The sequence below is a fragment of the Chromobacterium sp. Beijing genome (genome assembly GCF_021496765.1).
Lineage (GTDB): Bacteria > Pseudomonadota > Gammaproteobacteria > Burkholderiales > Chromobacteriaceae > Chromobacterium.
Genome location: NZ_CP053750.1, coordinates 4,553,863 through 4,575,893, shown reverse-complemented (window position 1 = coordinate 4,575,893; position 22,031 = coordinate 4,553,863). Strand labels below are relative to the sequence as shown.

The window sequence follows — 22,031 nt, the reverse complement described above, 5'->3', positions numbered from 1 at the left end:
GCGCCGTCTCCAGCCGCGGATTTGGCAAATCTGCGCGCGCGGACGCTCAAGCGCGCCAAGAAAGCGCGCCGTGCCATTGGCATGATCTCGCCATCGGGGACACGCCCCGACATACGGAGACAAGCCATGCAGACCCTTTCTCTCGCCGCCCTGTGCCTGAGCCTGGCCGCCGCCTTGCTGGCGCAGCCGGCGCTGGCCGCGCCCAAGCTGCAAAAAGCACCGCACCAGGCGCAAGCCCGGCCGAAACAAGCGCCGCCGCCGCGACAATGGCAACAGCGTCCGCCAAGCGACGCTCAATCCCGCTACCAGTTGCCGGACGACCGCACGGTGATCGGCAAGCCCAAAAGCAAGCTGATCCGACGCGCCGCCGTCGCGCAATGCCCGGATGTCGGCGCCATGGCCGGCTACAGCGGCGCGGCCTTGGCCAACTACCTGGCCGGCCTGCCCGACTACACCTGCACCTACGGCCTGTTCTCGCTGGACAGCAAGCTGGCCGCCACGCTTTACAGCGCGGCCAATCTCAACGCCGTCGCCGGCCGCTTCGCTCAGGAGGCCGCCGCCTACAACGCCGGCTCCATGGCCCTGGTCAACCTCACCCTCTATCTGCGCGCCGGCTACTACCTGGCCAGCGGCGGCGCCTTGCCGGCGCTGGACCCCAATCTGCTCGCCGTGCTGCGTCCCGGCATCAAGCAACTGGCCGACGGCAACGCGCTGTTCTCCGCCAACGCCCAGGCCTCCACCACCGCCGGCGAGGTGATGAAGCTGATCACCAATATGGCGGACGAGGCCTATTATCTGCCCAGCATGCGCGCCATCGTGCAGCGCTACACCAATAGCGCCAACCAGCCCAACGCCGCCCAGTCCCTGCGCGAAACCACCGCCAACCAGGGCTTCACCGGCGCGCTGACCGTGTTCTTCTACGCCCACGGCCGCGCCAACGCCGCGCCGCTGCTGCAGAACGACGGCAGCTATTCGGCGGCGCTGACCCGCTTCACCCTGGCCAACAAGAGCAGCCTGCTCGGCACCGAAAGCGCCTTCCAGCTGGGCGACGCCACCCGCGAAGGGCTGCGCTTCATGCAATACCCGGCGCTGAAGCCGGCGATCAAGCCGCAAGCCCAGGCCATACTGTCCGGCAGCAGCATGAGCGGCAACGACAACGAGCTGTGGCTGGCCGCCGCCGAAGCGGTGAAGTATTACGACGCCGCCAACTGCGCCGACTACGGCACCTGCAATTTCGAAACCCGGCTCGCCGACGCCATCCTGGTCAACCGCTACACCTGCAGCGCCAGCATCCGCATCCGCGCCCAGGAAATGAGCGCCGAGCAACTGCAGTCCTCCTGCGCGCTGCTGCAAAAAGAAGAGTCCTATTTCCATCAGATGCTGCAGACCCGCAAGCAGCCGGTGGCCAACGACAACAACAGCTCGCTGGAAGTGGTGGTGTTCGACGACTACAACAACTACGCCAAATACGCCTCCATCATCTACGGCATCAGCACCGACAACGGCGGCATGTATCTGGAAGGCGACCCGGCCGCGGCCGGCAACCAGGCGCGCTTCATCGCCCACGAAGCCTCCTGGCTGCGCCCCGCCTTCAAGGTCTGGAACCTGGAGCACGAATACATCCACTACCTGGACGGCCGCTTCGACATGTACGGCGACTTCGGCGCCAGCACCCGTCTGCCCACGGTCTGGTGGATTGAAGGGCTGGCCGAATACCTGTCGCTGGGCAACGGCAACCAGCCGGCCATCGACGCCGCCCGCAGCGGCAACTACACCTTGAGCCAGATCTTCGGCAACACCTACGACATGACGGACTACGTGACCCGCGCCTATCGCTGGGGTTATATGGCCACCCGCTTCATGATGGAGCGCCACCGCGGCGACGTGGACGGCTTCCTCGCCCGCTTCCGCAGCGGCGATTACAACGGCTACCGCAGCCAGATCCAGCTGATAGGCAGCCGCTACGACGCCGAGTTCGCCAGCTGGGCGCAAAGCGCCACCACCGCCGGCCAGCCGCCCTTGCCGTCCGAGCCCGGCCTGCCGCCGTGCAAGGAGGCCTCGCCCAGCTATCTGGGCAAGAACTGCTCCATCGGCGGCCTTTCCGCCTCCGCGTCCGGCGCGGCCTACGCCACCATCCTGCTGCCGGCCGGCGCGCGCAACCTCAAGCTGTGGACCAGCGGCGGCAGCGGCGACGTCGATCTCTACGTGGCGCTGGACCGCTACCCGACGCCCGGCAATTACGACTACGCGTCCGCCGTCGCCGGCAACGAGGAAAGCGTGGCCATCGCCGCGCCGCAAACCGGCCGCTGGTACTACCTGACGCTGCAGGCGCGTCAGCCCTTCGCCAACGTCACGGTCAGCGCCAGCTACGACTAAGAGTCCGTTTACGATCTGCGGCGCGGGGCCTTACGCGGTGAGTACGGCTTTGAAACGCTCATGTGCCGTTTGCACATCCCGCTTTCTCGGCGGTTCTCGCCTTGCCCCGCCCTCGCTCGCGAGACCGTGAGCAGGCTCCCAGGCCGGTTCAAAGCCCGGCGTCCGCCTCGCCAAACCAAGCCGCCGCGGCCCGTCCGCGGCGGACTTGCAAAATGGGTTGAATTAATGCATTTTGTTTTCAAACAATGCTTAATGAATGACATCAAGATTGGATAGCCCGGTCCGCCTCAGGCGGCCGGCTGTTTCCTTGGAGCGCAACACGCCGTAAACCGCTTAAAAGGCCGCCCGCCATGTCCATGCCGCCGCAACGCCCCTACATCGTCAGCGATCTGAACGCCATGCAGGCGATGGCGGCCTTGTTCGATCAGTTGCCCGACGTGGTGTTCGCGGTCAAGGACCTGGACAGCCGCTACCTGGCCTTGAGCGAGGGCTGCGTCGGCCGTTGCGCGCTGCGCAACAAATGGCAGGCGGAAGGCAAGACCGCGCACGAACTGTTTCCCAGCGCCATGGCCAACCGCTACCGCAGCCAGGATTTGCAGGTGTTCTCTGAACGGCGGCCGGTGCGCAACCGGCTGGACCTCACCGTCTACCACGACCGCGCGCCCGGCTGGTGCCTGACCAACAAGCAATCTCTGCACGACCCGGACGGCCGCCTGCTCGGACTCGTCTGCATCTCCAAAGACCTGACCGAACTGACCCGCGAAAAACTGCTGGACGAGCGCTTCGCCGCCTGCGTCGATCACATCCAGACCCATTTCGACCGCCCTTGCACCTGGAGGAGCTGTGCGATCTGTCCGGCCTCAGCGTCGGCCAGATGGACCGCCGCATGAAGCGGGTGTTCCAGGCCAGCGTCGGCGAATTCATCCGCCGCACACGGATGGAAGCCGCCTGCCACGCCATCCAGCACAGCGGCCGGCCGCTGGCCGACATCGCCGCCAGCTGCGGCTTTTCCGATCAAAGCGCGCTGACCCGGCTGTGCCGGCAAATGTTCGGCCTCAGTCCGCGCCAATTGCGGCTGCGGACGCCGCCCGCCGCGGCGGCCATGGGCGCGGCCGCCTGGGCCGCCAGCCCCTGACCAGGCCGTAGCGCGACGGACCTCGCACGGATTTCCGGAACGTATTCACGGTCTCGCGAGCTAAGGCGGGACAAGGCGAAAACCGCTGAAGGAGTGGAGTGCGCATACGGCGCGTAAGCATTTCGTAGCCGGTTTCAACGCCCTTTATTTATCCATTCTGCCGACGCGCAGCAGACATCGAACGGCTTCTCAGGCCCCGCCAGGCCGCCACCGTCGCCACGCTCTGCCAGGCCGCGCGCAGAATGCGCTCGCAGGCCGCAAACGGCGCCTTGCCGCCGTCCAGCATCCCGTACATGCCCTCGAACAAGCGCACCAGGAACTCCGCGGCGATGCCCACCTCGATATCCCGCGGCAGCTCGCCCTGGGCGATGGCGCGCCGCAGCTGGCGGCGCACATAGTGCATGGTGGCGCGGTCCATCAGTTCGCGGCGGCGCAGGATGCCGCGGTTCTCCCGGTTGCGCTCGCACTTGTGGTACAGAAACTCCGTCACCCGCTGCGCCGGCCCCGGTTCGTGGAACTGGCGCAGGTAATACATGCCCACCGCCACCAGCGTCTCGCCCGCCGACGCCCGCTCCGCCGGGAAACGCAGCGCGTCCAGTTCGAACACGCGGTCCACCATGGCCCGGCACACTTCCATCTTGTTGTCGTAATGCCCGTAGACCGCGCCGCGCGACACCCCCGCCTCGTCGGCGATTTGCGCCATGGTGGCGTTGGCCACGCCCTGCCGCAGAAACACCCGCTCCGCGCCGTCCAGGATCGCGTCCCGGGTTTTTTGCGATTCTTCCTTGGTTTTCCTGGCCATATCCGCCTCTGAACTTTTCCCCGAATGCTACCTCAAAGGATTAATTAATCAAGCGTGATTGATTAATTAAACGGACGACACTCGACGCGCTCAAGGCAAGGCGCGCCGGCCTGGCGTCCCTCGATCTTTTGAAACTCTTCTTAGGCACTACCCATGTCACACACAACGACAAACCACCGCGATCTGGACACGTTGCCGGTGTCCAAACTGTTCTGGCAATACACCATTCCCTCCCTTGCCGGCATGCTGGCCACCGGCCTTTACGTGGTCATAGACGGCATCTTCGTCGGCCACTTCGTCGGCAGCCACGGCCTGGCGGCCATCTCGCTGGCCTACCCGCTGGTGATGATGCAAGTGGGCCTGGGCGCCATGCTGAGCATGGGCGCGGCCACTCGCATCGCCATTTTGCAAGGCGGCGGCGACTATGATCGCGCGCGCTCCACCCTGCTGGCGGCGCTGGCGCTGCTGGCCCTGATCAGCCTGGCCATCCCGCTGCTGGGCCTTACTTATCTGGACACCCTGCTGCAATGGCTGCAAGCCGACAAGCAGCCTATCGTGATGGCGGAAGCGCGCAACTATCTGCAATGGATGCTGGGCGGCGCGCTGTTCACCATGGGCCAGATGGTGGCCACTTATCTGCTGCGCAACGACGGCCGCCCGCGGCTGGCCACCCTGCTGATGGTGATAGGCTCGCTGTTGAACGTGGTGTTCAATTACCTGTTCGTCGGCGTGTTCAAGCTGGGCCTGGCCGGCTCGGCCCAGGCCACCTTGCTGTCCGAATCAGTGGTAATGCTGGGCGGCCTCGGCTATTTCTTCACCCGCCACGCGCGGCTGCGCCTGCGCTTGACGCACCTGCGGCTGGACTGGCGCTGCTGCGGCCCCGTCCTGGCGCTGGGCCTGTCCAGCCTGCTGATGGAGTTCAATCTGGCCTTGCTGATGTTCGCCCACAACTTCCAGCTGCTGCGCTGGGGCACGGACCTGAGCGTGGCCGCCTACGCCACCGCCGGCTACAGCGAGGCCTTGTTCACCCTGGTGGTGCACGGGCTGGCGGTGGGCCTGCAGCCGCTGCTCAGCCACTCCACCGGCGCCGGCCGGCCGGAACGCACCCGCGAAGCGCTGCGCTACGGCCTGCGCGTCACCCTGCTGCTGGGCTTCACCGCTCTGGCGGCGGTGCAGCTGTTCCCCACCTTGATCGTGCGGATGTACAACAGCGAAGACCTGGCGCTGATCGCCGCCGGCAGCCATGCGCTGCGCCTGCACTTGCTGGCCATGCCCTTCGACGGCCTGGTGATCATCGGCATTCTCGCGCTGCAGGCGATGGCGATGACGCGGGCGGCGCTGCTGCTGACCATAGGCAAGACCCTGTTGCTGCTGCCGGCCTTGTGGCTGTTGCCGCTGTGGCTGGCGCTGGACGGCGTCTGGCTGGCGATGCCGCTGGTCAATCTGCTGCTGGGCACGGCCGCCGCACTGGCCTTGTGGAGCGCCTTGCGCCGGCTGAAACACGAAGAGAAGCCGGCGACCGCGGCCTGATCGCTTCCGTTCTCAACCAATGGCCGGATTTCCGGCCATTTTTTTTAGACATTGGCGAACCGGTTCCAATTGCCATTGTCTATATCCTTCGCGCGCACGTCGCGCCTCCTTGCTCTTGCCCCCGCTTCGGCCCCCGGCCGCGCCCCGCCGCGCTTAAAGCCTGCTCCACGTCTCAGACAAGGCGTTGAACAGCGTCTTAAGGCATGTTTACGATCCCGCGAGCTAAGGCGGGACCAGACCTTGCGGCTGAGAAAGCGGAATGTACAGGGGGCACACGAGCATTTCGAAGGCGCACTCGCCGTGTGACGTCTCACGACGCTCAGCAGATCGTAAACAGGTTCTTAGGGGTCGCGGGATCCCGGGCCGATTCGTATAGTGATAGCACCCGTCTGTCGGCGCCCGCGCCGCGGCTTGACTCCAACCCGTCAATAACAAGGAAAACAATGTCTCTGACCACCATTCCCCGCTGGACCGTCGCCGCCCCGCTTGTCGCCTGGGCCGCAATCGTGGCAGCGCCCACCTTTGCCGCCTCCGCGCTGTTCACCGCCTTGCTGGCCGTCTTGCTGGCCGGCACCGTCTTCGCCGCCGTCCATCACGCAGAAGTGGTGGCGCACAAGGTGGGCGAACCGTTCGGCACGCTGATCCTGGCGCTGGCGGTGACGGTGATCGAAGTGGCGCTGATCGTCTCCTTCATGCTGGCCGGCGGCGAAAGCAAGCTGGCGCTGGCGCGCGACACCATTTTTTCCGCCATCATGATCACCTGCAACGGCATCGTCGGCATCTGCCTGCTGCTGGGCGGCCTGCGCCATCGCGAACAGAACTTCCAGCTCAGCGGCGCCAAGGTGGCGCTGACCGTGCTGGCCGCCATCTCCGTGCTGGCGCTGGTCTTGCCCAATTACGGCACCAGCGAGCCCGGCCCGCTGCTGTCCTCCTCGCAACTGGCCTTCACCGGCGTGGTGTCGCTGGTGCTGTACGGCGCCTTCGTCTTTGTGCAGACCATACGCCACCGCGACTACTTCCTGCTGGAAGGCAGCCGCAGCGAGGACGAACACGCGCCGCCGCCGTCCGTCAAAGTCACGCTGACCAGCCTGGCGCTGCTGCTGGTCTGCCTGGTGGGCGTGGTCAGCCTGGCCAAGCTGCTGTCGCCGTCGATCGAAGGCTTCGTGGCCGCCGCCGGCGCGCCGGCCGCCGTGGTGGGCATCATCATCGCCGCCCTGGTGCTGCTGCCGGAAGGCTTGGCCGCCGCCAACGCCGCGCGCGCGGACCGGGTGCAGACCAGCCTCAACCTGGCGCTGGGCTCGGCGCTGGCCTCCATCGGCCTGACCATTCCCACCGTGGCGATGATCTTCGTGGCGATGGGCGAGCCGCTGATCCTGGGCCTGGAAAACAAGGAAACCATCTTCCTGGTGCTGACCCTGCTGGTCAGCTCGATGTCGCTGGCGGTGGGCCGCACCACCATTTTGCAGGGCATCGTCCACCTGGTGATCTTCGCGTCCTTCGTGTTCTTCGCCATCAGCCCCTGAGCGCCTGCTGTACGCAAAACAAAACCGCCAACCGTTGCCGGCTGGCGGTTTTTTCATTGGCGGACCTGGTTCTCAGAACCGGTTCATGATCTCGCGAGCTAAGGCGAGACAAGGCGAAAACGGCTGAGAAAGCGGAGTGTACACACGGTACATGAGCATTTCGAAGCCGGTACTCACCGTGTGACGCCTCACGACGCGCAGCAGATCGTGAACCGGTTCTCAGACCGACATCGCTTCCAGCACCTTGGCGCTGTCCACAATCTGCACGAACTTGACGATCTTGCCGTCCCGCAGCGTGTAAATGTGGGCGAAAGAGGCGACGAAGCCCTTGCCGGTGGCGCGGTAAACGCCGTGGTAGAAGCCCTGGGCGATCACATGCTCGCCGGCGTCGTAGAAGCTGTCCACCGCCGCGCGGTAACCTTCCCACTCGCGGCCCAGCCGCTCGTGCACGTTCTTGACGATGGACTCCGCGCCGACATAGGTGCCGGCGTAAGGGAAGCCGGCGGCTTCGGTCCATTCCGCGTCCGGCGCCAGCGCGGCCAAGAGATTGCGGCCGTTGGCCTCGGAATCGCCTTCATAGGTGGCGCGGACGATGTCCACATTGCTCAGGTGGCCCTGGCCCGGGGTTTGATTAGCGTTCATGGTGTTCCATCCAAAAATCGGTTTGCTCATGCCCTTCCTTCATTGCGGCAACACACAGCTGTCCGGCCCGCAAGCCAGCGTCTCCGCCGCGGCCGGCGCCGCGCTGGACGCGGCCTGGCTCAGGCGGGCGCGCCAAGCGTCCGGCCGGCCCAGATAAGCGCCCAGGTCCAGCACCGTCAGCCGGCCGTTTTCCTCCAGCGCCAGCGTGGGGAAGCCCTGGCCGCCCACTTGGGCCAACAGCCGGCGGCTTTCCTGGAAGTGGGCGTCGGTGGCCGAGCCTTCCAGGCGATGGTAAGCCGCGGCGAAAGCCTCCGCGTCCAGGCCGATGTCGGCGGCCAGTTCGGCCAGCACCGGGAATTCCGCGATACGACGGCCTTCCACGAAGTGGGCGCGCTGGATGCGATGCAGCAGTGCCAGCCCGCCGCCGGCCGCTTCCTCCGCCGCCAGCACGGCGGTGGTGGGCGGCGCGGAATCCATCACCGCGCCGTGGTCCTTGAGCAGGCCGTCAAAATACGCTTCGCCGAAAGGCTGGCCGGAGACTTCCGCGATGCGGCGGTCGTGCGGCAGCACGAATTGGCGCCACTCAGGGCTGACCCGGCGGCGATTGGCGCCCACCATCATGCCGCCGCCGTGCAGCGCCACCGTCAGGCCCGGCACGCCGCGCGCGGCTTCCAGCAAGGGCGCGGCGCCGTAGCACCAGCCGCAGAGCGGATCGAAAATAGTGTGCAAAATAATGCCGGACATGGCGGTTTCCTTTCTTGCGCCGCCCGCGACGCGGGCGGCCATACATTCAAATCATCAGACGTAGAAAGCATCAAGGGCGGCAAACGAATCCTGAGGCAAGGCGCGCCGACGCCGGCAGTACATGGAGTACGGAAGTCGGCGCCGCGCAGCATCAGGACTTTCGCTGGCTGCCCTCAGAGCCTTATTGCGGCCACTTCATCTCGCCCTTGAGCACCTTGGCGCTCAGTTCCAGATCCGCCACGCCGTCCAGCTTCGGATAACGCTGCTTCATCGCCGTCACCAGCTCGGCCGAGTTCTTGGCCTTGGGCAGTTCCGCTTCCAGCGTTTTCAGGTAGTCGCTGGTGAACTTCACCGAAGCCAGGGTATGCGGCGCGTTGTTCAGGAAATGACCGGGCACCACGACCTTGGGCTTCAGCGCCTGCAGGTTTTTCAGCGACTTCTGCCAGTCGGCGCGGTCTTTCGGGGTTTGGGTGTCCGCGGTCCAGACATGCATATTGCCGTAGGTCAGCACGCCGCCCATCGCGGTCTTGATCGACGGCGCCCAGATATAGGTGCGGTCCGGGGTCGGGCCTTTCAGACCCATGACCTGCAGTTTCTGGCCGTCCACTTTCAGGGTGTCGCCCTGGATGGGTTCCGGCACGATCACGGTCTTGGGCGCGTTGTCCTTCAGGATCGGGCCCCAGTAGGCCATCTTGCCGTCCTTGGAAGCCTTGATCGCTTCAATGGTGGCGGCGGTGGCCAGCACCTTGGCGTCCGGGAAAGCGGCCTTGATCACATCCAGGCCAAAGTAGAAGTCCGGGTCCGGATGGGAAATGAACACCGTGGTCAGCTTCTTGCCGCTGGCCTTGACCTTGGCCACCAGGGCCTCGGCGTCGTTGCGCTGGAACTGGGCGTCGATCAGCACGGCCTCGCTCTTGCCGGTGACCAATTCCGAGGACACCGGGAACAGGCTCTTGGCGCCGGGGTTGTAGACATCCACTTTCAAAGCGTCGGCTTGGGCGAAGGCGGCGGACATCAACAGGGCGCCTGCTACAAAGCTGCCGGAAATGCGGTGTTGGATCATGATGGTTTCCATTTGGTGAATTTGAGATCGGTCGGCTTGGTAGCAAGCCTGATGTGAATCATAGATTGCTATTTTCGAATCAAAAACCGGATAATAAGCAATGGTTAGTTGCATGAATCGAGCGAATCATGGATAGGATCACCGCGGCGCAAGTGTTTGTGACCATTACCGAACGCGGCAGCCTGGTGGCCGCGGCGGATACGCTGGACATGTCGCGGGCGATGATCACCCGCTATCTGGCGGAAATGGAGGAATGGGCCGGCACCCGGCTGCTGCACCGCACCACCCGGCGGCTGAGCCTGACTCCGGCCGGTGAGGAGACGCTGGCGCGTTGCCGGCAGATGTTGGAAATCGCCGGGCAGATGCCGGCGGCCAACAGCGCGGACCCCGGTCAGCCGCAGGGCCTGCTGCGCATCAGCTGCGCGCAGTCTCTGGCTCAGGACGCGCTGGCGGCGGCGGTGACCGAGTTTCTGCGCCGCTATCCGCAAACCGCCATCGATCTGCAGATCAGCAACCGCGCGGTCAATCTGGTGGAAGAAAGAATCGATCTGGCCATCCGCATCACCAATGCGCTGGACCCCAGTCTGATCGCGCGGCCGCTGGCCAGTTGCGCGTCGGTGATCTGCGCCTCTCCCGCCTATCTGGCCGCCCACGGCGCGCCCAAGCGGCTGGAGGATTTGTCTCTGCACAACTGTCTGACCTATTCCTATTTCGGCAAGAGCTTGTGGCGTTTCCAGCGTCACGGCGAGCAGTTGGCGGTGCCGGTCAGCGGCAATCTGAGCGCCAACGAGTCCATGGTCTTGTTGTCCGCCACCGCGGCCGGCGCGGGCATCGCCTTGCAGCCCTTGTATTCCGCCGCGCCGCTGATCGCCAGCGGTCAGTTGGTGGCTTTGTTGCCGGAGTATCAGCCGCAGGAGTTGGGCATTTACGGTATTTATGCTTCGCGCCGGCAGATGCCGGCCACCTTGCGGGCGATGCTGGATTTTCTGGTGGAGCGTTTCGCCAGTGATCCGGCCTGGCAGGCGCGTACCGCCGGCGGCTGAGGTCGGGTGGGGGTCAAGGTGGGGTGGTTGGGGTGGCTAGGTGTGTGGGTTTTGAATCCGCTACGCGGATGATGATTTTCATTGCCGGGGCTGCCCGGCAGGCAGGAAGGGGAACAACTCGGCCAAATTCCCTATCACTGAGCGAATCAAAGATTCGCACGTAGACACCCCAAAGGCCGCCCTGCAAGCCTGGCCTGCGGCTTCCCGCCGGTTCCCCCCAGGCCCGAGGCGCGGCTGAACTCTCTACGTGCGAATCTCTGATTCGCTCAGTGATGGCGCGCTACCGTCGCGGTGCTCGAACAAGCAGCCGCTTAAAACCTCGGGCCTGCCACCCGACGGCAGGCTTGAAGGGACCAGGGGCGCGTCGGATACATGCTTTCTTTTAGGAAACAAGACTTATCCACAGACAAGAGCAATGGGCCAAGTTACCCACAAGAATGGCCCACTTCGCTAAACCACCCCTCATAATTCAAAAAAGACCATCTCGTGTAGTGCCCAGGTGTCCCCTCGGGGCGCGCTCTGGGTTTCGCGTCCTGGGGACGAGGGGGGCTGGAAGGGGCGGCGGCCCGCCCCCTCCCCGTCTTATTCCCTCGCGACGCTGCGCTTGCCTCGCTCGGTCAGCGCGGAAAGCGGCACCTAAATCATCATCCGCGCAGCGGATTCAAAACCAACCATCCCGCCTTGACCCAAGACCCACCCTCGGCAACAATCCCCCCGTTGCCGCCAAAACAAGCGGCACACGGGATTGGCGTCCCGTCGCTAGCATTAACCCCCGACCCGCGCAGCAATTGCGTGGCCGGCTTTACCATCCATGACTACGCCATTCGGCAGACGCATGGTGGACTATGAATCGGCACAGACAACGATTTGATTTATTTAGACGCCAATCCTGTTCCCTCTTTAATGGGCTCAGGTGCTTCATCTTGTGTTATTCGCTAGGAGAAACACCATGCAACACGCTCAAACCTTTCCCCCCCGCCGCCGCTACAAATTGAACGCCCTGGAACAACAGAGCGCACTGCTCCCCTTCGTCCGCTTCTGCCCCGGCCGCACCTACCCGCATTACTGGCAAATGCCCACGCCCAGCAAGGATCTCCTCGCCGACCACGCCTATGGCCGCGAATGCGCGGCTCACCTGTTGCAATGGCTGAAGGACAACCGTGAATACGTCGGCAAAGGCCTGCTCAGCCGCGTGGCGCGCGACATCGATTTTGACGACCGCGCCGGTCGCGGCCAGTGGATGGGCTTTTTCAACTATCTGGAAATCATGATGCTGCTGGGGGCCGACCGGGTCCGGGTTTACCGCCATGTGGACAGCCAGCACCAGATCTACCTGGCGCTGGGACAGCGCTTCAGCCTGGAAGCGCGCTTCCGCCGCATCCGCCTGCGAAACCGCTAAGCGCCTTGCGGTGGGTATCGCTGCGCTCCACCCACCCTACGGCGGATGGTTTGCTCGGGGTATTTGTAGGGTGGGTGGAGCCTATAGGCGATACCCACCAAACCCCGCCGCCAAGACCCAAGCATCAATCCCATCACGTTTCCGCGTGGGTATCGCTACGCTCCACCCACCCTACGGTGGACGGTCTTGTAGGGTGGGTGGAGCCGATAGGCGATACCCACCAAAGCCCGCCGCCAAGATCCAAGCATCAATCCCATCGCGTTTCCGCGTGGGTATCGCTGCGCTCCACCCACCCTACGGTGGATGGTCTTGTAGGGTGGGTGGAGCCGCAGGCGATACCCACCACACTCCCCCACCGAAAACCAACACTCAAGGCGCGGCCAGGTAATCCTGCAGGCATGTCTGCAAATGCTCGCGCAGCGCCGCCACCGCCGGCGACAGCATCAGACGATGCGGGATCACCAGACACAGCGGCGTCGCCTCGGTCTGCCAATCTTCCAACAGCGGCAGCAAACGGCCGGCGCGCAGATCGTCCAGCGCGTCCAAACGCGATTTATAGGCGATGCCCAAACCCTCCAGCGCCCAGCGCCGCACCACCTCGCCGTCGTCGCTCTGGCGGCGGCCGTCCACCGTCACCTGCTCCCGCAGCGGACCCTGGCTGAAACTCCAGCGCTCGTGCAAGGCCGCGCCCAACACCAGCCGCAGGCATTGATGGCGGCGCAGTTCCTGCGGCGATTGCGGCCGGCCGTGGCGCGCCAGATAGTCCGGCGACGCGCACAGCACCCGCCGGTTGTCCGGCGCCAGCGGCAGGGCCACCAGGCTGGAGTCTTCCGGCACGCCGTAGCGCAGAGCCACGTCCACCGGCTGCCGGTACAGATCCGCCACCCGGTCGCTGATCCGCAATTGCAGGCGCAGACCGGCGTGCCGCTCCAGAAAGGCGTCCAGCCAGCCGCGCAGCCGGCTGCGCCCCAGGTCCGACGGCATGGACAGCGACAGCTCCCCGCTCAAAGCCTGCCCCTGCAAGGCCAGCGCCTGGCCGCCGGCCTCCACCGCCTCCAGCGCGGCGCGCGCATGGGCCAGGTAGCGCTCTCCGGCCAGGGTCAGCCGCAGGCTGCGGGTGGAGCGCGCCAGCAATTGCGCGCCCACGGTTTTTTCCAGCCGCTTCAGCGCCGCGCTGGCCACCGCCGGGCTCAGATCCAGCTGACGCGCGGCGGCGGACAGGCTGCCGTTGTCGGCGGCGCGGACGAATACCTGCAAATCTTCGAAACGGACCATGATCGTCAAAATTTTTTTGAAACTGAATCGAATTTTAGCCGGCTTTTCGTTGGGTCGAATAGGAATAGCATAAGCACCATCAAGACCGGGCCTTAGAACCTGTTCAAAGTCTGCTGCGCTTCGGCGATACGGCGTTGAAAACAAGCTCAAAATGCTCATGTACCACGTGTACATTCCGCTTTTTCGCTCGTTTTCGCCTTGTCTCGCTCTTGCTCGCGAGACTTTGAACAGGCTCTTATCGGCCCACACGCTATGGAGCATGCCAAGATGAAAGCCGTCGCCTATTACCAGAATCTGCCGATCGACCACCCGGAATCGCTGCAGGACGTGCAGCTGCCCGAGCCCGCCATCGGCGAGCACGACCTGTTGGTGGAGGTCAAAGCCGTTTCAGTGAACCCGGTGGACACCAAGGTGCGCGCCGGCGCGGCGCCGGAAGCCGGCCAGCCCAAGGTGCTGGGCTGGGACGCCGCCGGCGTGGTGCGCGCGGTGGGCGACAAGGTCAGCCTGTTCCAACCCGGCGACAAGGTGTGGTACGCCGGCGCGCTGCACCGCCCCGGCGCCAATAGCGAATTGCACGCGGTGGACGAGCGCATCGTCGGCCGCATGCCGCACAGCCTGGACTTCGAACAGGCCGCCGCCCTGCCGCTGACCGCCATCACCGCCTGGGAACTGTTGTTCGACCGGCTGCAAGTGCTGGACAACCGCGCGCCCAGCGGCCGGAGCCTGCTGGTGGTGGGCGCGGCCGGCGGCGTCGGCTCCATCCTGTTGCAGCTGGCGCGCCAGCTGACCGGGCTGACCGTGATCGCCACCGCCTCGCGGCCGGAAACCCAGGCCTGGGTCAAGGAGCTGGGCGCTCACCATGTGATCGACCACCGCCTCCCGCTCAGCGAGGAGCTCAAGCGCATCGGCTACCCCAGCGTCGATTACGTGGCCAGCCTGAACCAGACCGACGCCCACTTCAAGGAGATCGCCGCCGCCATCGCGCCGCAGGGCAAACTGGCGCTGATCGACGACCCGGCGGCCCTGGACGTGCGCGAGCTGAAGCGCAAGAGCGTGTCGCTGCACTGGGAGTTCATGTACACCCGTTCGCTGTTCGGCACCGATGATCAGATTGAGCAGCACCGCCTGCTGAACCGGCTGGCCGAGCTGGTGGACGCCGGCCTGATCCGCAGCACGGTGGCCGAGCGCTTCGGCCGCGTCGACGCCGCCAATCTGAAACGCGCCCACGCCTTGCTGGAGAGCAACCGGGCCAAGGGCAAGATCGTGCTCTCGGGTTTCTAAGAACCGGTTTGCGATCCGCTGCGCGTCGTGAAGCGTTGCACGGTGAGGACGAGCTCAAAATGCCCATGTACCACAAGTACATTCCGCTTTTTCGCTCGTTTTCGCCTTGCCTCGCTCTCGCTCGCGAGAGCGTAAACGCCTTCTAAGAACCGATACACGCCATCGCGCCGGCGGCGGCGCCTCGCCGCCGGCCTCATGCCAGCGCGCTAAGCGTCGCCGTCCGTCGCCGAAATCGCTTCACAAGGCGCAGCCAGCGCGGAATAATGGCCTGCTGGCTGTCTTTAACAATCCGGGGAACGAGATCACGAATGCGCACGCTTTCGCCTCCGGCCCCGCCGCAGGCGACGCCGGCCGCGCCGCAGCGCCTGGCCCGTCCCGCCATTCCACCCTCCGTTCCCTCAGCCGGCCAGACCGGCGGCGCAAGCGCTCCCTGCCGCCAAACCTTTGCGTAATGGCCTATACCAAGCCTGAGGCCGAAGCGAAACCGGAGCCGCCGCCCGCGCAACAGAATACACAGGTTCAGAGACATAACCATGGCGCAAGGCGCAGCCGCGCCGCCATCTGTTGGGATACTCATATGCCTGATGCCAAATCATTGCGGAGCCAGCCGATACAGATCACCTTGCTGGACGATCACCTGATGGTGCTGAACAGCCTGGCCGGCCTCCTGGCCGATGAAACCGACTTGAACGTAACCGGACAGTTCACCAGCAGCGCGCCGCTGATTCAGCATCTGAAGCAGCACGACGGCGTCGACGTCGTGGTCACCGACTACGCGCTCAGCCCCGGCGACATCGACGGCTTCAGCCTGATCCGCGGCCTGCGCCGGCGCTTCGCCCGCGTGCGCATCCTGGTGATGTCGGCCTATTACACCCCGGCCACGGTGGCGCTGGCGCTGCGCTGCGGCGCTCACGGCTTCATCGGCAAGGAGCAGAGCCTGGACGAACTGGTGGCCGCCATCCGCCTGCTGGCCGACGGCCACAGCTATCTGAGCCCGGACATGAGCGCCGCGCTGAACGAAAGCTGCGCCAACCTGCCGGCACCGCAAAAAGCCATGTTGCGCAGCTTGCTGGACCATCCGGAGCTGTCCCCGCGCGAACGCGAGGTGCTGCGCTGCTGCCTGGACGGCATGACGGTCAGCGATATCGCCGTCAAGTTCTCGCGCAGCATCAAGACCATCAGCAATCAGAAGCAGTCCGCGCTGAAAAAGCTGGGTCTGCGCAGCGACAACGAGCTGTTCCAGCTGCAAAGCCGGCTGGCCAGCCACTGACGCCATGCGCGCGCGCTCCTTTCTGCTCTCCTGTCTGCTGCCGGCCTTCTGCCTGTCCGGTCTGAGCCACGCCGGCTTCAAGCCGGCGGAACGCGCCTGGCTGGCCAAGCACCCGGTGGTGCGCTACGCGATAGACCCCCACGGCTGGCCTATCGAATACATGGAGGACGGCGAGCACCGCGGCCTGACCCAGGCTTATCTGAACCGCATTTCCGAGATCAGCGGCCTGCGCTTCGAGCTGGTGCCGGTGGCCAACCGCCAGCAGGCGGTGGACATGATGCTGAGCGGCCGCATCGATCTGCTCACCGCGCTGTCCTCCGGCCTGATTCCGCCGGAGGTGGGCCGGCGCATCCGCTTCAGCGACCCCTATTTTTCCGGCAGCACCGTGCTGGTCACCCAGCCGGACAAGCCCATCGTGTTCAACACCTCCAAGCTGGCCAACAAGACCATCGCGGTGGAAAGCGGCGACCCTTACGAATACTTCCTACGCGAAAACTTTCCCGCAGTGGACATCGTAGCCACGCCCACGCCGCTGGCGGCGCTGGACGCGGTGGCGGACGGCAAGGCCTACGCCGCGGTGGGGCTGGACGCGGTAATGCAATCCGTGATCCGCCGCCGTTATTACGGCTCGCTGCGCATCGCCGGCAGCGTCAGCGAAATGCCCAGACTGGTGTCGATGGCGGTGAACAAGGACCAGCCGCAACTGCTGTCCATCATCAACGACTCGCTGGCGCGGCTGACCGCGGACGACACCCAGCACATGCTGGAAGACTGGTTGCAGACCACCGACTACGGCGCGCCGTCCTGGCGCTCCATCGCCCGTTATTACGCGCTGGAGCTGTCCGGCGTCGGCCTGGTCCTGCTCTTGCTGCTGCTGTTCGCCCAGCGCGCCCACGCCGCGCGCCGCGCCGCCCAGCGCAGCGAGGCGGAGAAATCCACCTTTCTGGCGGTGATGAGCCATGAAATCCGCACGCCGATGAACGCGGTGCTGGCCTCGGTGGAGCTACTGCGCCAGGCCGAGCTGCCGCCGCGCGAACGCGAGCTGGCGGCGCTGGCCAACGCCTCGGCAGTGAATTTGCTGGAGCTGCTGGACAATGTGCTGGACGTGTCCAAGCTCAACGCCAGGCGGCTGCGGCTGGAGCCGCTGGCCACCGACGCGGCGGCGCTGTCCAGCGGCGTGGCGGCGATCTACCGCGCCTGCGCGGAAAAGAAAGGGCTGGAACTGCGGCTGGAGCTGCTTGGCCTGTGCGGCCGCCTGCTGGTGCTGGACCCGGTGCGCCTGCGCCAGATCCTGAGCAATCTGCTCAGCAACGCGGTCAAGTTCACCCGCCAGGGCGAGGTGTGCCTGCGATTGGAACTACAGGAAATAGAGGAAGAGCGGGCGCTGCTCTGCGTCCAGGTCAGCGACACCGGCATCGGCATCGCGCCGGAACAGCAGGCCCGCTTGTTTCACGAATACGCGCAGGCGGACCATACCCAGCAACGCTACGGCGGCACCGGGCTGGGCTTGTTGATCTGCCGGCAACTGGTGGAGCTGATGTCCGGCCGCATCGCGCTGGACAGCCAGCCGGAACAAGGCACCACGGTGACCTTGTGGCTGCCGGTGCGCCATGCGCCGGCCGAGCCGGCAGCGGCCGCCGAGCCGGACGTCGCCAGCCCGCCGGCCGCCCTCAAGGAAGCCTGCGATCCCATCCTAGTGGTGGAGGACCAGCCGGCCAATCGCTTCATCATCGCCCAGCAGCTGCTGCAACTGGGCTACCGCGCGGTGACGGCGGACAACGGCGCCGCCGCGCTGGGCTTGCTGGATCAGGGCCAGCGCTTCGCCATGGCGCTGCTGGACTGCAATCTGCCCGGCATCAGCGGCTATCAACTGGCGCTGCGGCTGCGCCGCCACCCGGCCTTGCAGTGGCAGCCCTATCTGCCCATCATCGCCATCTCGGCCACCACCGGCATAGAACACCAGCAGCGTTGCCTGGACAGCGGCATAGACAGCTGCCTGACCAAGCCCTTGCGGCTGGCCCAGCTGGAACAGATCATGACGCTGTGGCTGGATCACCGCCCCGGCCCGGTGCCGGCAGCGCCGGTCCCGCCCGACGGCGAGCTGACGCAGTTGCTAAGCCACAGCTGCGACGCCGACGCCGCCGCCTTGCGCCAGGCCTTGCTGGCGCGGGACTGGCCGCAGGCGGAACACTACGCGCACCGCCTGCACGGCGTGGCGCTCAGCGCCGGCCTGCCGCGCCTGCCGGCGCTGGCGGCGGACATGCAGACCGCGCTGCGCCAGCCGCAGCCGGACGCCGCCCGGCTGCAAGACCTGCTTCAGGCGCTGGAGGCGGCGCTGCCGCAAGCGGAGCCGAGCGGCGACTGAGCGAGGCGCCCCGCCAGCTGCCGCTCCACCACCTGGCAGACATGGGCCACGGTCTTGATGTCGACGATGTCGTCGACGCCGATCTCGATGCCGAACTCATCGTTCAGCAAGAGCACCATGTCCAGCAGCTCCATCGAGTCCGCGTACAACTCGTCCACCAGCCGCGCCTGCGGCTGCAGCTTGGACTCCTCCACCGATAAACAGCAGGCCATCACCGCCACCACTTGTTGCTCAAGACTGATTGCCACGGTTGCGCTCCCGGATGCGGTTGGGATCGAGATGCAGGCCGTCGGTGGTCAGGGTGACCCCCGAAGACGAGCTCAAGGCTTCGCCGCGCCGCGCCTCCGCGGCCGCGTCTATGCTCAGCCCGCTGAGCAACGCCGTGACCAGCGGGTTGGCCGGCTTGCCGCGCGGCAATAGATTGGCCTCGCGGATCAAGGTGCGCGCGAAGCTGCTCAGCGCCTGGCGCTGTCGCTCCAAACCCGGATGCTCGGCCAGCACTTGCCGCAACTGCGCGGCATCGTCGCCCAGCGTGCCCGCCTTGCCGTCGGCGAAGTCCTTCAGCACGCCGCTCTGCTGGGTGCTGTTGCCCGGCAACACGCGGTTGCGCAACGCTTCAAACTCGCGTCGTTGCGCGAAGGGCTGCGTCGCGTCGGGCTCCAAGGCGCCGCGCACCGCGCGGATCAGCTCGCTGCCGGCGTCCAGCGCGAAAGCGCGGCTACGCAGATAAGCCTGGGTCGGCAGCGTGTACAGATTGCCGTCGCGGAACTTGAGCCCGCCAAAGCCGCCTCCGGCCCCTTCAGCCGCCTGAGCCGCGTCCGCCGTCGGCGCTCGGCCAAGCTGAGACGCTGGTCCATTGGCCTCCGGTTCGCCGGCCGCGCTCTGGCCGGCGGCGGCGTTCAAGACTTGGGATAAGCCATCCGCCACCTGTCGCGCGGCCTGATGCAGACTCGAGCCGGCATCGGCGACCGGCGCGTCTCCGGCCGACAAGCGAACCGCTTGGTCCAACGGCGTGCTGGCCGCTTGCTGGATATCGACGCGTTCGGCCCGCAACTCGCCTTCCACGCGCCGGCCGGCCGCGGTGTCCAGCACCTGGGACAAGCCGTCGGCCACCGTGCGCGCGGCCTGATGCAGGCGAGCGCCGGCATCCACCGCCGGCGTGTTGCGCGGCTGAAGACCCAAGCCGCTCAGAAACTCGCCCAACAAGGGATTGGCGCGTCCGCCCGGCGGCAGCAAATTGGTTTCCCGGATCAGGGTTTGCGCAAAACCGCCCAGCGCCTGACGCTGCCGCTCCAGGCCGGGATGTTCGGCCAACACGCCGCCCAGCCGGCGCGCGTCGGCGGCCAGCGTTTCCGGCGCGCCGTCGGCGAATTGCCGCAGCAAATCGTCTTGCTGCATGCGGCCGCTGGGCAACATCCGGTTGCGCAAGGCTTCGAACTCGCGCCGTTGCGCGAAGGGCTGCGCCGCGTCGGGCTCCAGCGCGTCGCGCAGCGCCTTGATCAGTTCCCGGCCGGCGGCATGGCCGTCCAAGGTCGAATGAAAAATCTGGCTACGCAGATAGGCCTGGCTGGGCAGATTGCGCAGCGGGCCGCCACGGAAGGACAGCCCGGCGAACTCCCCGCCTAGGCTGGCGGTTTGCGGCTGGGCTGCCGCGTCGAGCCGCGCCTGACGCGCCGTCGCCTCCAGCTTGCCCGCTTGCGCCGCGCCGGGAATGGGGGTCGCCAGCGTTTCCTCGTCCAAGGCCGTGTTCATCAGCTCGGACATGGCCGTCGACACCTGGCTGGCCGCGTCGCGCAAAGCTTGGCCGGCATCGGTCTGCGTGCCCTGTTCCACGCCGGACGGCACGCCGCCGAGAGTCTCGGACTGCGGCGTGGCCGGCTGGCTGAGCCGCGCCTGACGCGCCGTCGCCTCCAGCTTGCCCGCCTGCGCCGCGCCGGGCGTGGGCGCCGTCAGCGTTTCCTCGCCCAGCGCCGTGCCCATCAGCTCGGACATCGCCTCCATCACCTGGCTGGCCGCGTGATGCAAAGTCTGGCCGCCATCGGTCTGCGTGCCCTGCTCCACGCCGGACGGCGCGCCTCCCAGGATTGCGGATTGCGGTGCGGCCGGCTGGCTGACCCGCGCCTGACGCGCGGTCGCTTCCAGTTTGCCCGCCTGCGCCGAACCGGCCGTGGGCGCCGGCAGCGTTTCTTCGCCCAGCGCCGTGTTCATCAGCTCGGACAAGGCGCCCGCTACCTGGCTGGCCGCGTCCAGCAAGGGATGGCGCGTTTCCGACAAGGTAGCCTGCTGCGGCTTGGGCAAGTCCTGGCTGCGGGCGACTTGCGGCGCCGGCATGCGCAAGGACGTCACCAGGCGCGAGGGCGCTCCGCCATGATGGCGGTTGCCCTTGTTCACATCGCCCAGATACATGTCGCCGCGCTTGTCCCAACGCCGGTTGTCCTGACGATTGTCCTGACGATTATCGTTATTGGTGGTGTAGTAGTTATTCACCACCATCGGCTGCTGCGCGCCCCCGGCTCGGTCGGGCCTGGTTGAGGGCCCGGGCCGGGATCGGGCTGACCATCGCGGGCGGGGTCCGGTTGTTGCGGGCCTTTCGGGTCTTGCCCCAGCCCTCCAGCACGCTGCGCAGCAATTGCGGCAGGATGGCGACGGTGTCGAGGTCGCGCGCCAGCGTGCCCACGCTGACGCCGCGCTGCTCTATCAACTCGCCGCGCCGCTGCCGCAGTTCTTCAAAAGCCTTCATCGCCGCGCTGTCCACCAGTTCGGTCAAACGCTGGCAGGTGCTCTCGTCCAGCTGACGCCCCAAGTGGGACTCGACGCGGGACAGGATGAAAGGCACCACCTCGCGACGCATGAAGTCATTGCCCAGCTGCAACACGCCGCCCGGACATTGCCGCTCCATCATGGCGGCCAGCTTGTGCTCCAGCTTGCTGCGCTGCTGATAGTGCTTGTCGGTTCTCGGCGTCCACGGGCCAAAAGCGGATTTTTCGCCCAGGCCGTCCTTCAATATCTTGTCGGTGTACTGCTGCGCCAGCCCGTCCAGCGTTTGGCGCGCCTGTTCGCTCAGGCCCTCCTGCCGGCTCAACTGGCTGTAGACCTTGGCGAATTCGGCGATTTCCAGCTTGGCGTAGCGGTTGGGCGACTCCTGATACAGCTCGCCCAGACGCTGAGACTGCGACGAGGCGGCGAACAAGGCCGCCACGCTGTCGCGGCTGTAGTCCGCCTTGTAGCTGGCCAGATCGGCCAGCGAGTGGCGACGCGGCGGCGCGGCGTCGCTGCTGCGCGCCTCGCTCAGCCGTCGCGCCAAGGCGCTGGCCGGCCGCGCCGGTCCATTCAGCAGCGCGGACAGGTCCGGGCAGGAATGGGCGCGTGATAATCCGGAAAGTCCCGGCATATTGCTCTCCTAAGAGCCTGTTCACGATCTTGCGAGCAAGAGCGAGACAAGGCGAAAACGAGCGAAAAAGCGGAATGTACTCGTGTACATGAGCATTTTGAGCTTGTTTTTAACGCCGTATCGCCACAGCGCAGCAGTTCATGAACAGGTTCTAAAATGTTGATGACGGTTAACGACAAGCTGAGGACAGGG

General features: G+C 65.8%; 18 protein-coding genes. 10 read left to right on the top strand and 8 right to left on the bottom strand.

What is annotated here, in order from left to right; genetic code table 11:
* The first annotated feature begins 126 nt into the window (after nucleotides 1-126).
* From HQN78_RS21350 to HQN78_RS21340, 3 genes are all read left to right on the top strand, one after another.
* On the top strand, nucleotides 127-2,376 hold the full coding sequence (locus tag HQN78_RS21350; RefSeq protein WP_235086076.1) for a M9 family metallopeptidase: 2,250 nt from the start codon (nucleotides 127-129) through the stop codon (nucleotides 2,374-2,376).
* Nucleotides 2,377-2,726: 350 nt separating this feature from the next.
* Nucleotides 2,727-3,266 (top strand): PAS domain-containing protein, encoded by a 540-nt coding sequence (locus tag HQN78_RS21345; protein WP_235086073.1) that lies wholly within the window; start codon nucleotides 2,727-2,729, stop codon nucleotides 3,264-3,266.
* On the top strand, nucleotides 3,263-3,511 hold the full coding sequence (locus tag HQN78_RS21340; RefSeq protein ID WP_235086071.1) for a helix-turn-helix transcriptional regulator: 249 nt from the start codon (nucleotides 3,263-3,265) through the stop codon (nucleotides 3,509-3,511). Before HQN78_RS21345 ends, HQN78_RS21340 begins: the two co-directional genes overlap by 4 nt.
* Before the next feature lie 148 nt (nucleotides 3,512-3,659).
* On the opposite strand, the gene HQN78_RS21335 is transcribed toward HQN78_RS21340, so the two are convergent.
* Nucleotides 3,660-4,313, bottom strand: a complete 654-nt coding sequence (locus HQN78_RS21335) for a TetR family transcriptional regulator (RefSeq protein ID WP_235086068.1) — start codon at nucleotides 4,311-4,313, stop codon at nucleotides 3,660-3,662.
* Nucleotides 4,314-4,466: 153 nt separating this feature from the next.
* Between HQN78_RS21335 and HQN78_RS21330 the strand changes: the two genes are divergently transcribed.
* Together HQN78_RS21330 and HQN78_RS21325 are read left to right on the top strand one after the other, a co-directional pair.
* Complete coding sequence (locus HQN78_RS21330; RefSeq protein ID WP_235086066.1) at nucleotides 4,467-5,843, top strand: MATE family efflux transporter; 1,377 nt, start codon at nucleotides 4,467-4,469, stop codon at nucleotides 5,841-5,843.
* A 443-nt stretch (nucleotides 5,844-6,286) separates the two neighbouring features.
* Nucleotides 6,287-7,366, top strand: coding sequence for a calcium:proton antiporter (locus HQN78_RS21325; RefSeq protein WP_107800807.1), 1,080 nt, complete (start codon nucleotides 6,287-6,289; stop codon nucleotides 7,364-7,366).
* A gap of 219 nt (nucleotides 7,367-7,585) precedes the next feature.
* On the opposite strand, the gene HQN78_RS21320 is transcribed toward HQN78_RS21325, so the two are convergent.
* From HQN78_RS21320 to HQN78_RS21310, 3 genes are all read right to left on the bottom strand, one after another.
* Nucleotides 7,586-8,008 (bottom strand): nuclear transport factor 2 family protein, encoded by a 423-nt coding sequence (locus tag HQN78_RS21320; RefSeq protein WP_227105369.1) that lies wholly within the window; start codon nucleotides 8,006-8,008, stop codon nucleotides 7,586-7,588.
* Nucleotides 8,009-8,047: 39 nt separating this feature from the next.
* Entirely contained in the window at nucleotides 8,048-8,752 is a 705-nt protein-coding gene (locus HQN78_RS21315; RefSeq protein WP_304502827.1) for a DsbA family protein, read from the bottom strand.
* Nucleotides 8,753-8,933: 181 nt separating this feature from the next.
* Complete coding sequence (locus HQN78_RS21310) at nucleotides 8,934-9,815, bottom strand: MBL fold metallo-hydrolase (RefSeq protein ID WP_107802004.1); 882 nt, start codon at nucleotides 9,813-9,815, stop codon at nucleotides 8,934-8,936.
* 128 nt (nucleotides 9,816-9,943) lie between these two features.
* Between HQN78_RS21310 and HQN78_RS21305 the strand changes: the two genes are divergently transcribed.
* Both HQN78_RS21305 and HQN78_RS21300 read left to right on the top strand, forming a co-directional pair.
* Complete coding sequence (locus HQN78_RS21305; RefSeq protein WP_107800809.1) at nucleotides 9,944-10,858, top strand: LysR family transcriptional regulator; 915 nt, start codon at nucleotides 9,944-9,946, stop codon at nucleotides 10,856-10,858.
* Between the two features lie 949 nt (nucleotides 10,859-11,807).
* Complete coding sequence (locus HQN78_RS21300) at nucleotides 11,808-12,257, top strand: hypothetical protein (RefSeq protein WP_235086064.1); 450 nt, start codon at nucleotides 11,808-11,810, stop codon at nucleotides 12,255-12,257.
* Between the two features lie 369 nt (nucleotides 12,258-12,626).
* On the opposite strand, the gene HQN78_RS21295 is transcribed toward HQN78_RS21300, so the two are convergent.
* Nucleotides 12,627-13,532 carry a LysR family transcriptional regulator gene (locus HQN78_RS21295; protein WP_235086061.1) on the bottom strand — a complete coding sequence of 302 codons (906 nt, stop codon included), beginning with the start codon at nucleotides 13,530-13,532 and terminating at the stop codon, nucleotides 12,627-12,629.
* A gap of 267 nt (nucleotides 13,533-13,799) precedes the next feature.
* On the opposite strand from HQN78_RS21295, the gene HQN78_RS21290 reads away from it, so the two are divergent.
* The 3 genes from HQN78_RS21290 to HQN78_RS21280 all read left to right on the top strand — a co-directional run bounded on the left by HQN78_RS21290 (nucleotide 13,800) and on the right by HQN78_RS21280 (nucleotide 18,448).
* On the top strand, nucleotides 13,800-14,813 hold the full coding sequence (locus HQN78_RS21290; protein WP_235086058.1) for a zinc-binding alcohol dehydrogenase family protein: 1,014 nt from the start codon (nucleotides 13,800-13,802) through the stop codon (nucleotides 14,811-14,813).
* 577 nt (nucleotides 14,814-15,390) lie between these two features.
* On the top strand, nucleotides 15,391-16,083 hold the full coding sequence (locus HQN78_RS21285) for a response regulator transcription factor (RefSeq protein ID WP_227105374.1): 693 nt from the start codon (nucleotides 15,391-15,393) through the stop codon (nucleotides 16,081-16,083).
* Nucleotides 16,084-16,087: 4 nt separating this feature from the next.
* Entirely contained in the window at nucleotides 16,088-18,448 is a 2,361-nt protein-coding gene (locus HQN78_RS21280) for a transporter substrate-binding domain-containing protein (RefSeq protein ID WP_235086056.1), read from the top strand.
* Here the strand turns inward: HQN78_RS21280 and HQN78_RS21275 are convergent.
* The 3 genes from HQN78_RS21275 to HQN78_RS21265 are packed head-to-tail and all read right to left on the bottom strand — an operon-like array spanning nucleotide 18,400 to nucleotide 21,839.
* Nucleotides 18,400-18,696 carry an acyl carrier protein gene (locus HQN78_RS21275; RefSeq protein WP_227105378.1) on the bottom strand — a complete coding sequence of 99 codons (297 nt, stop codon included), beginning with the start codon at nucleotides 18,694-18,696 and terminating at the stop codon, nucleotides 18,400-18,402. The genes HQN78_RS21280 and HQN78_RS21275 overlap by 49 nt on opposite strands.
* Nucleotides 18,680-20,941, bottom strand: a complete 2,262-nt coding sequence (locus tag HQN78_RS21270) for a hypothetical protein (protein WP_235086053.1) — start codon at nucleotides 20,939-20,941, stop codon at nucleotides 18,680-18,682. The genes HQN78_RS21275 and HQN78_RS21270 overlap by 17 nt, the downstream gene beginning before the upstream one ends.
* Nucleotides 20,928-21,839 (bottom strand): hypothetical protein, encoded by a 912-nt coding sequence (locus tag HQN78_RS21265; protein ID WP_235086051.1) that lies wholly within the window; start codon nucleotides 21,837-21,839, stop codon nucleotides 20,928-20,930. Before HQN78_RS21265 ends, HQN78_RS21270 begins: the two co-directional genes overlap by 14 nt.
* Nucleotides 21,840-22,031 lie beyond the last annotated feature (192 nt).

Coding starts and splice junctions, on each gene's coding strand:
- HQN78_RS21350 (WP_235086076.1), top strand. CDS start 127: ATGCAGACCCTTTCTCTCGCCGCCCTGTGCCTGAGCCTGGCCGCCGCC.
- HQN78_RS21345 (WP_235086073.1), top strand. CDS start 2,727: ATGTCCATGCCGCCGCAACGCCCCTACATCGTCAGCGATCTGAACGCC.
- HQN78_RS21340 (WP_235086071.1), top strand. CDS start 3,263: ATGAAGCGGGTGTTCCAGGCCAGCGTCGGCGAATTCATCCGCCGCACA.
- HQN78_RS21335 (WP_235086068.1), bottom strand. CDS start 4,313: ATGGCCAGGAAAACCAAGGAAGAATCGCAAAAAACCCGGGACGCGATC.
- HQN78_RS21330 (WP_235086066.1), top strand. CDS start 4,467: ATGTCACACACAACGACAAACCACCGCGATCTGGACACGTTGCCGGTG.
- HQN78_RS21325 (WP_107800807.1), top strand. CDS start 6,287: ATGTCTCTGACCACCATTCCCCGCTGGACCGTCGCCGCCCCGCTTGTC.
- HQN78_RS21320 (WP_227105369.1), bottom strand. CDS start 8,008: ATGAACGCTAATCAAACCCCGGGCCAGGGCCACCTGAGCAATGTGGAC.
- HQN78_RS21315 (WP_304502827.1), bottom strand. CDS start 8,752: ATGTCCGGCATTATTTTGCACACTATTTTCGATCCGCTCTGCGGCTGG.
- HQN78_RS21310 (WP_107802004.1), bottom strand. CDS start 9,815: ATGATCCAACACCGCATTTCCGGCAGCTTTGTAGCAGGCGCCCTGTTG.
- HQN78_RS21305 (WP_107800809.1), top strand. CDS start 9,944: ATGGATAGGATCACCGCGGCGCAAGTGTTTGTGACCATTACCGAACGC.
- HQN78_RS21300 (WP_235086064.1), top strand. CDS start 11,808: ATGCAACACGCTCAAACCTTTCCCCCCCGCCGCCGCTACAAATTGAAC.
- HQN78_RS21295 (WP_235086061.1), bottom strand. CDS start 13,532: ATGGTCCGTTTCGAAGATTTGCAGGTATTCGTCCGCGCCGCCGACAAC.
- HQN78_RS21290 (WP_235086058.1), top strand. CDS start 13,800: ATGAAAGCCGTCGCCTATTACCAGAATCTGCCGATCGACCACCCGGAA.
- HQN78_RS21285 (WP_227105374.1), top strand. CDS start 15,391: ATGCCTGATGCCAAATCATTGCGGAGCCAGCCGATACAGATCACCTTG.
- HQN78_RS21280 (WP_235086056.1), top strand. CDS start 16,088: ATGCGCGCGCGCTCCTTTCTGCTCTCCTGTCTGCTGCCGGCCTTCTGC.
- HQN78_RS21270 (WP_235086053.1), bottom strand. CDS start 20,941: ATGGTGGTGAATAACTACTACACCACCAATAACGATAATCGTCAGGAC.
- HQN78_RS21265 (WP_235086051.1), bottom strand. CDS start 21,839: ATGCCGGGACTTTCCGGATTATCACGCGCCCATTCCTGCCCGGACCTG.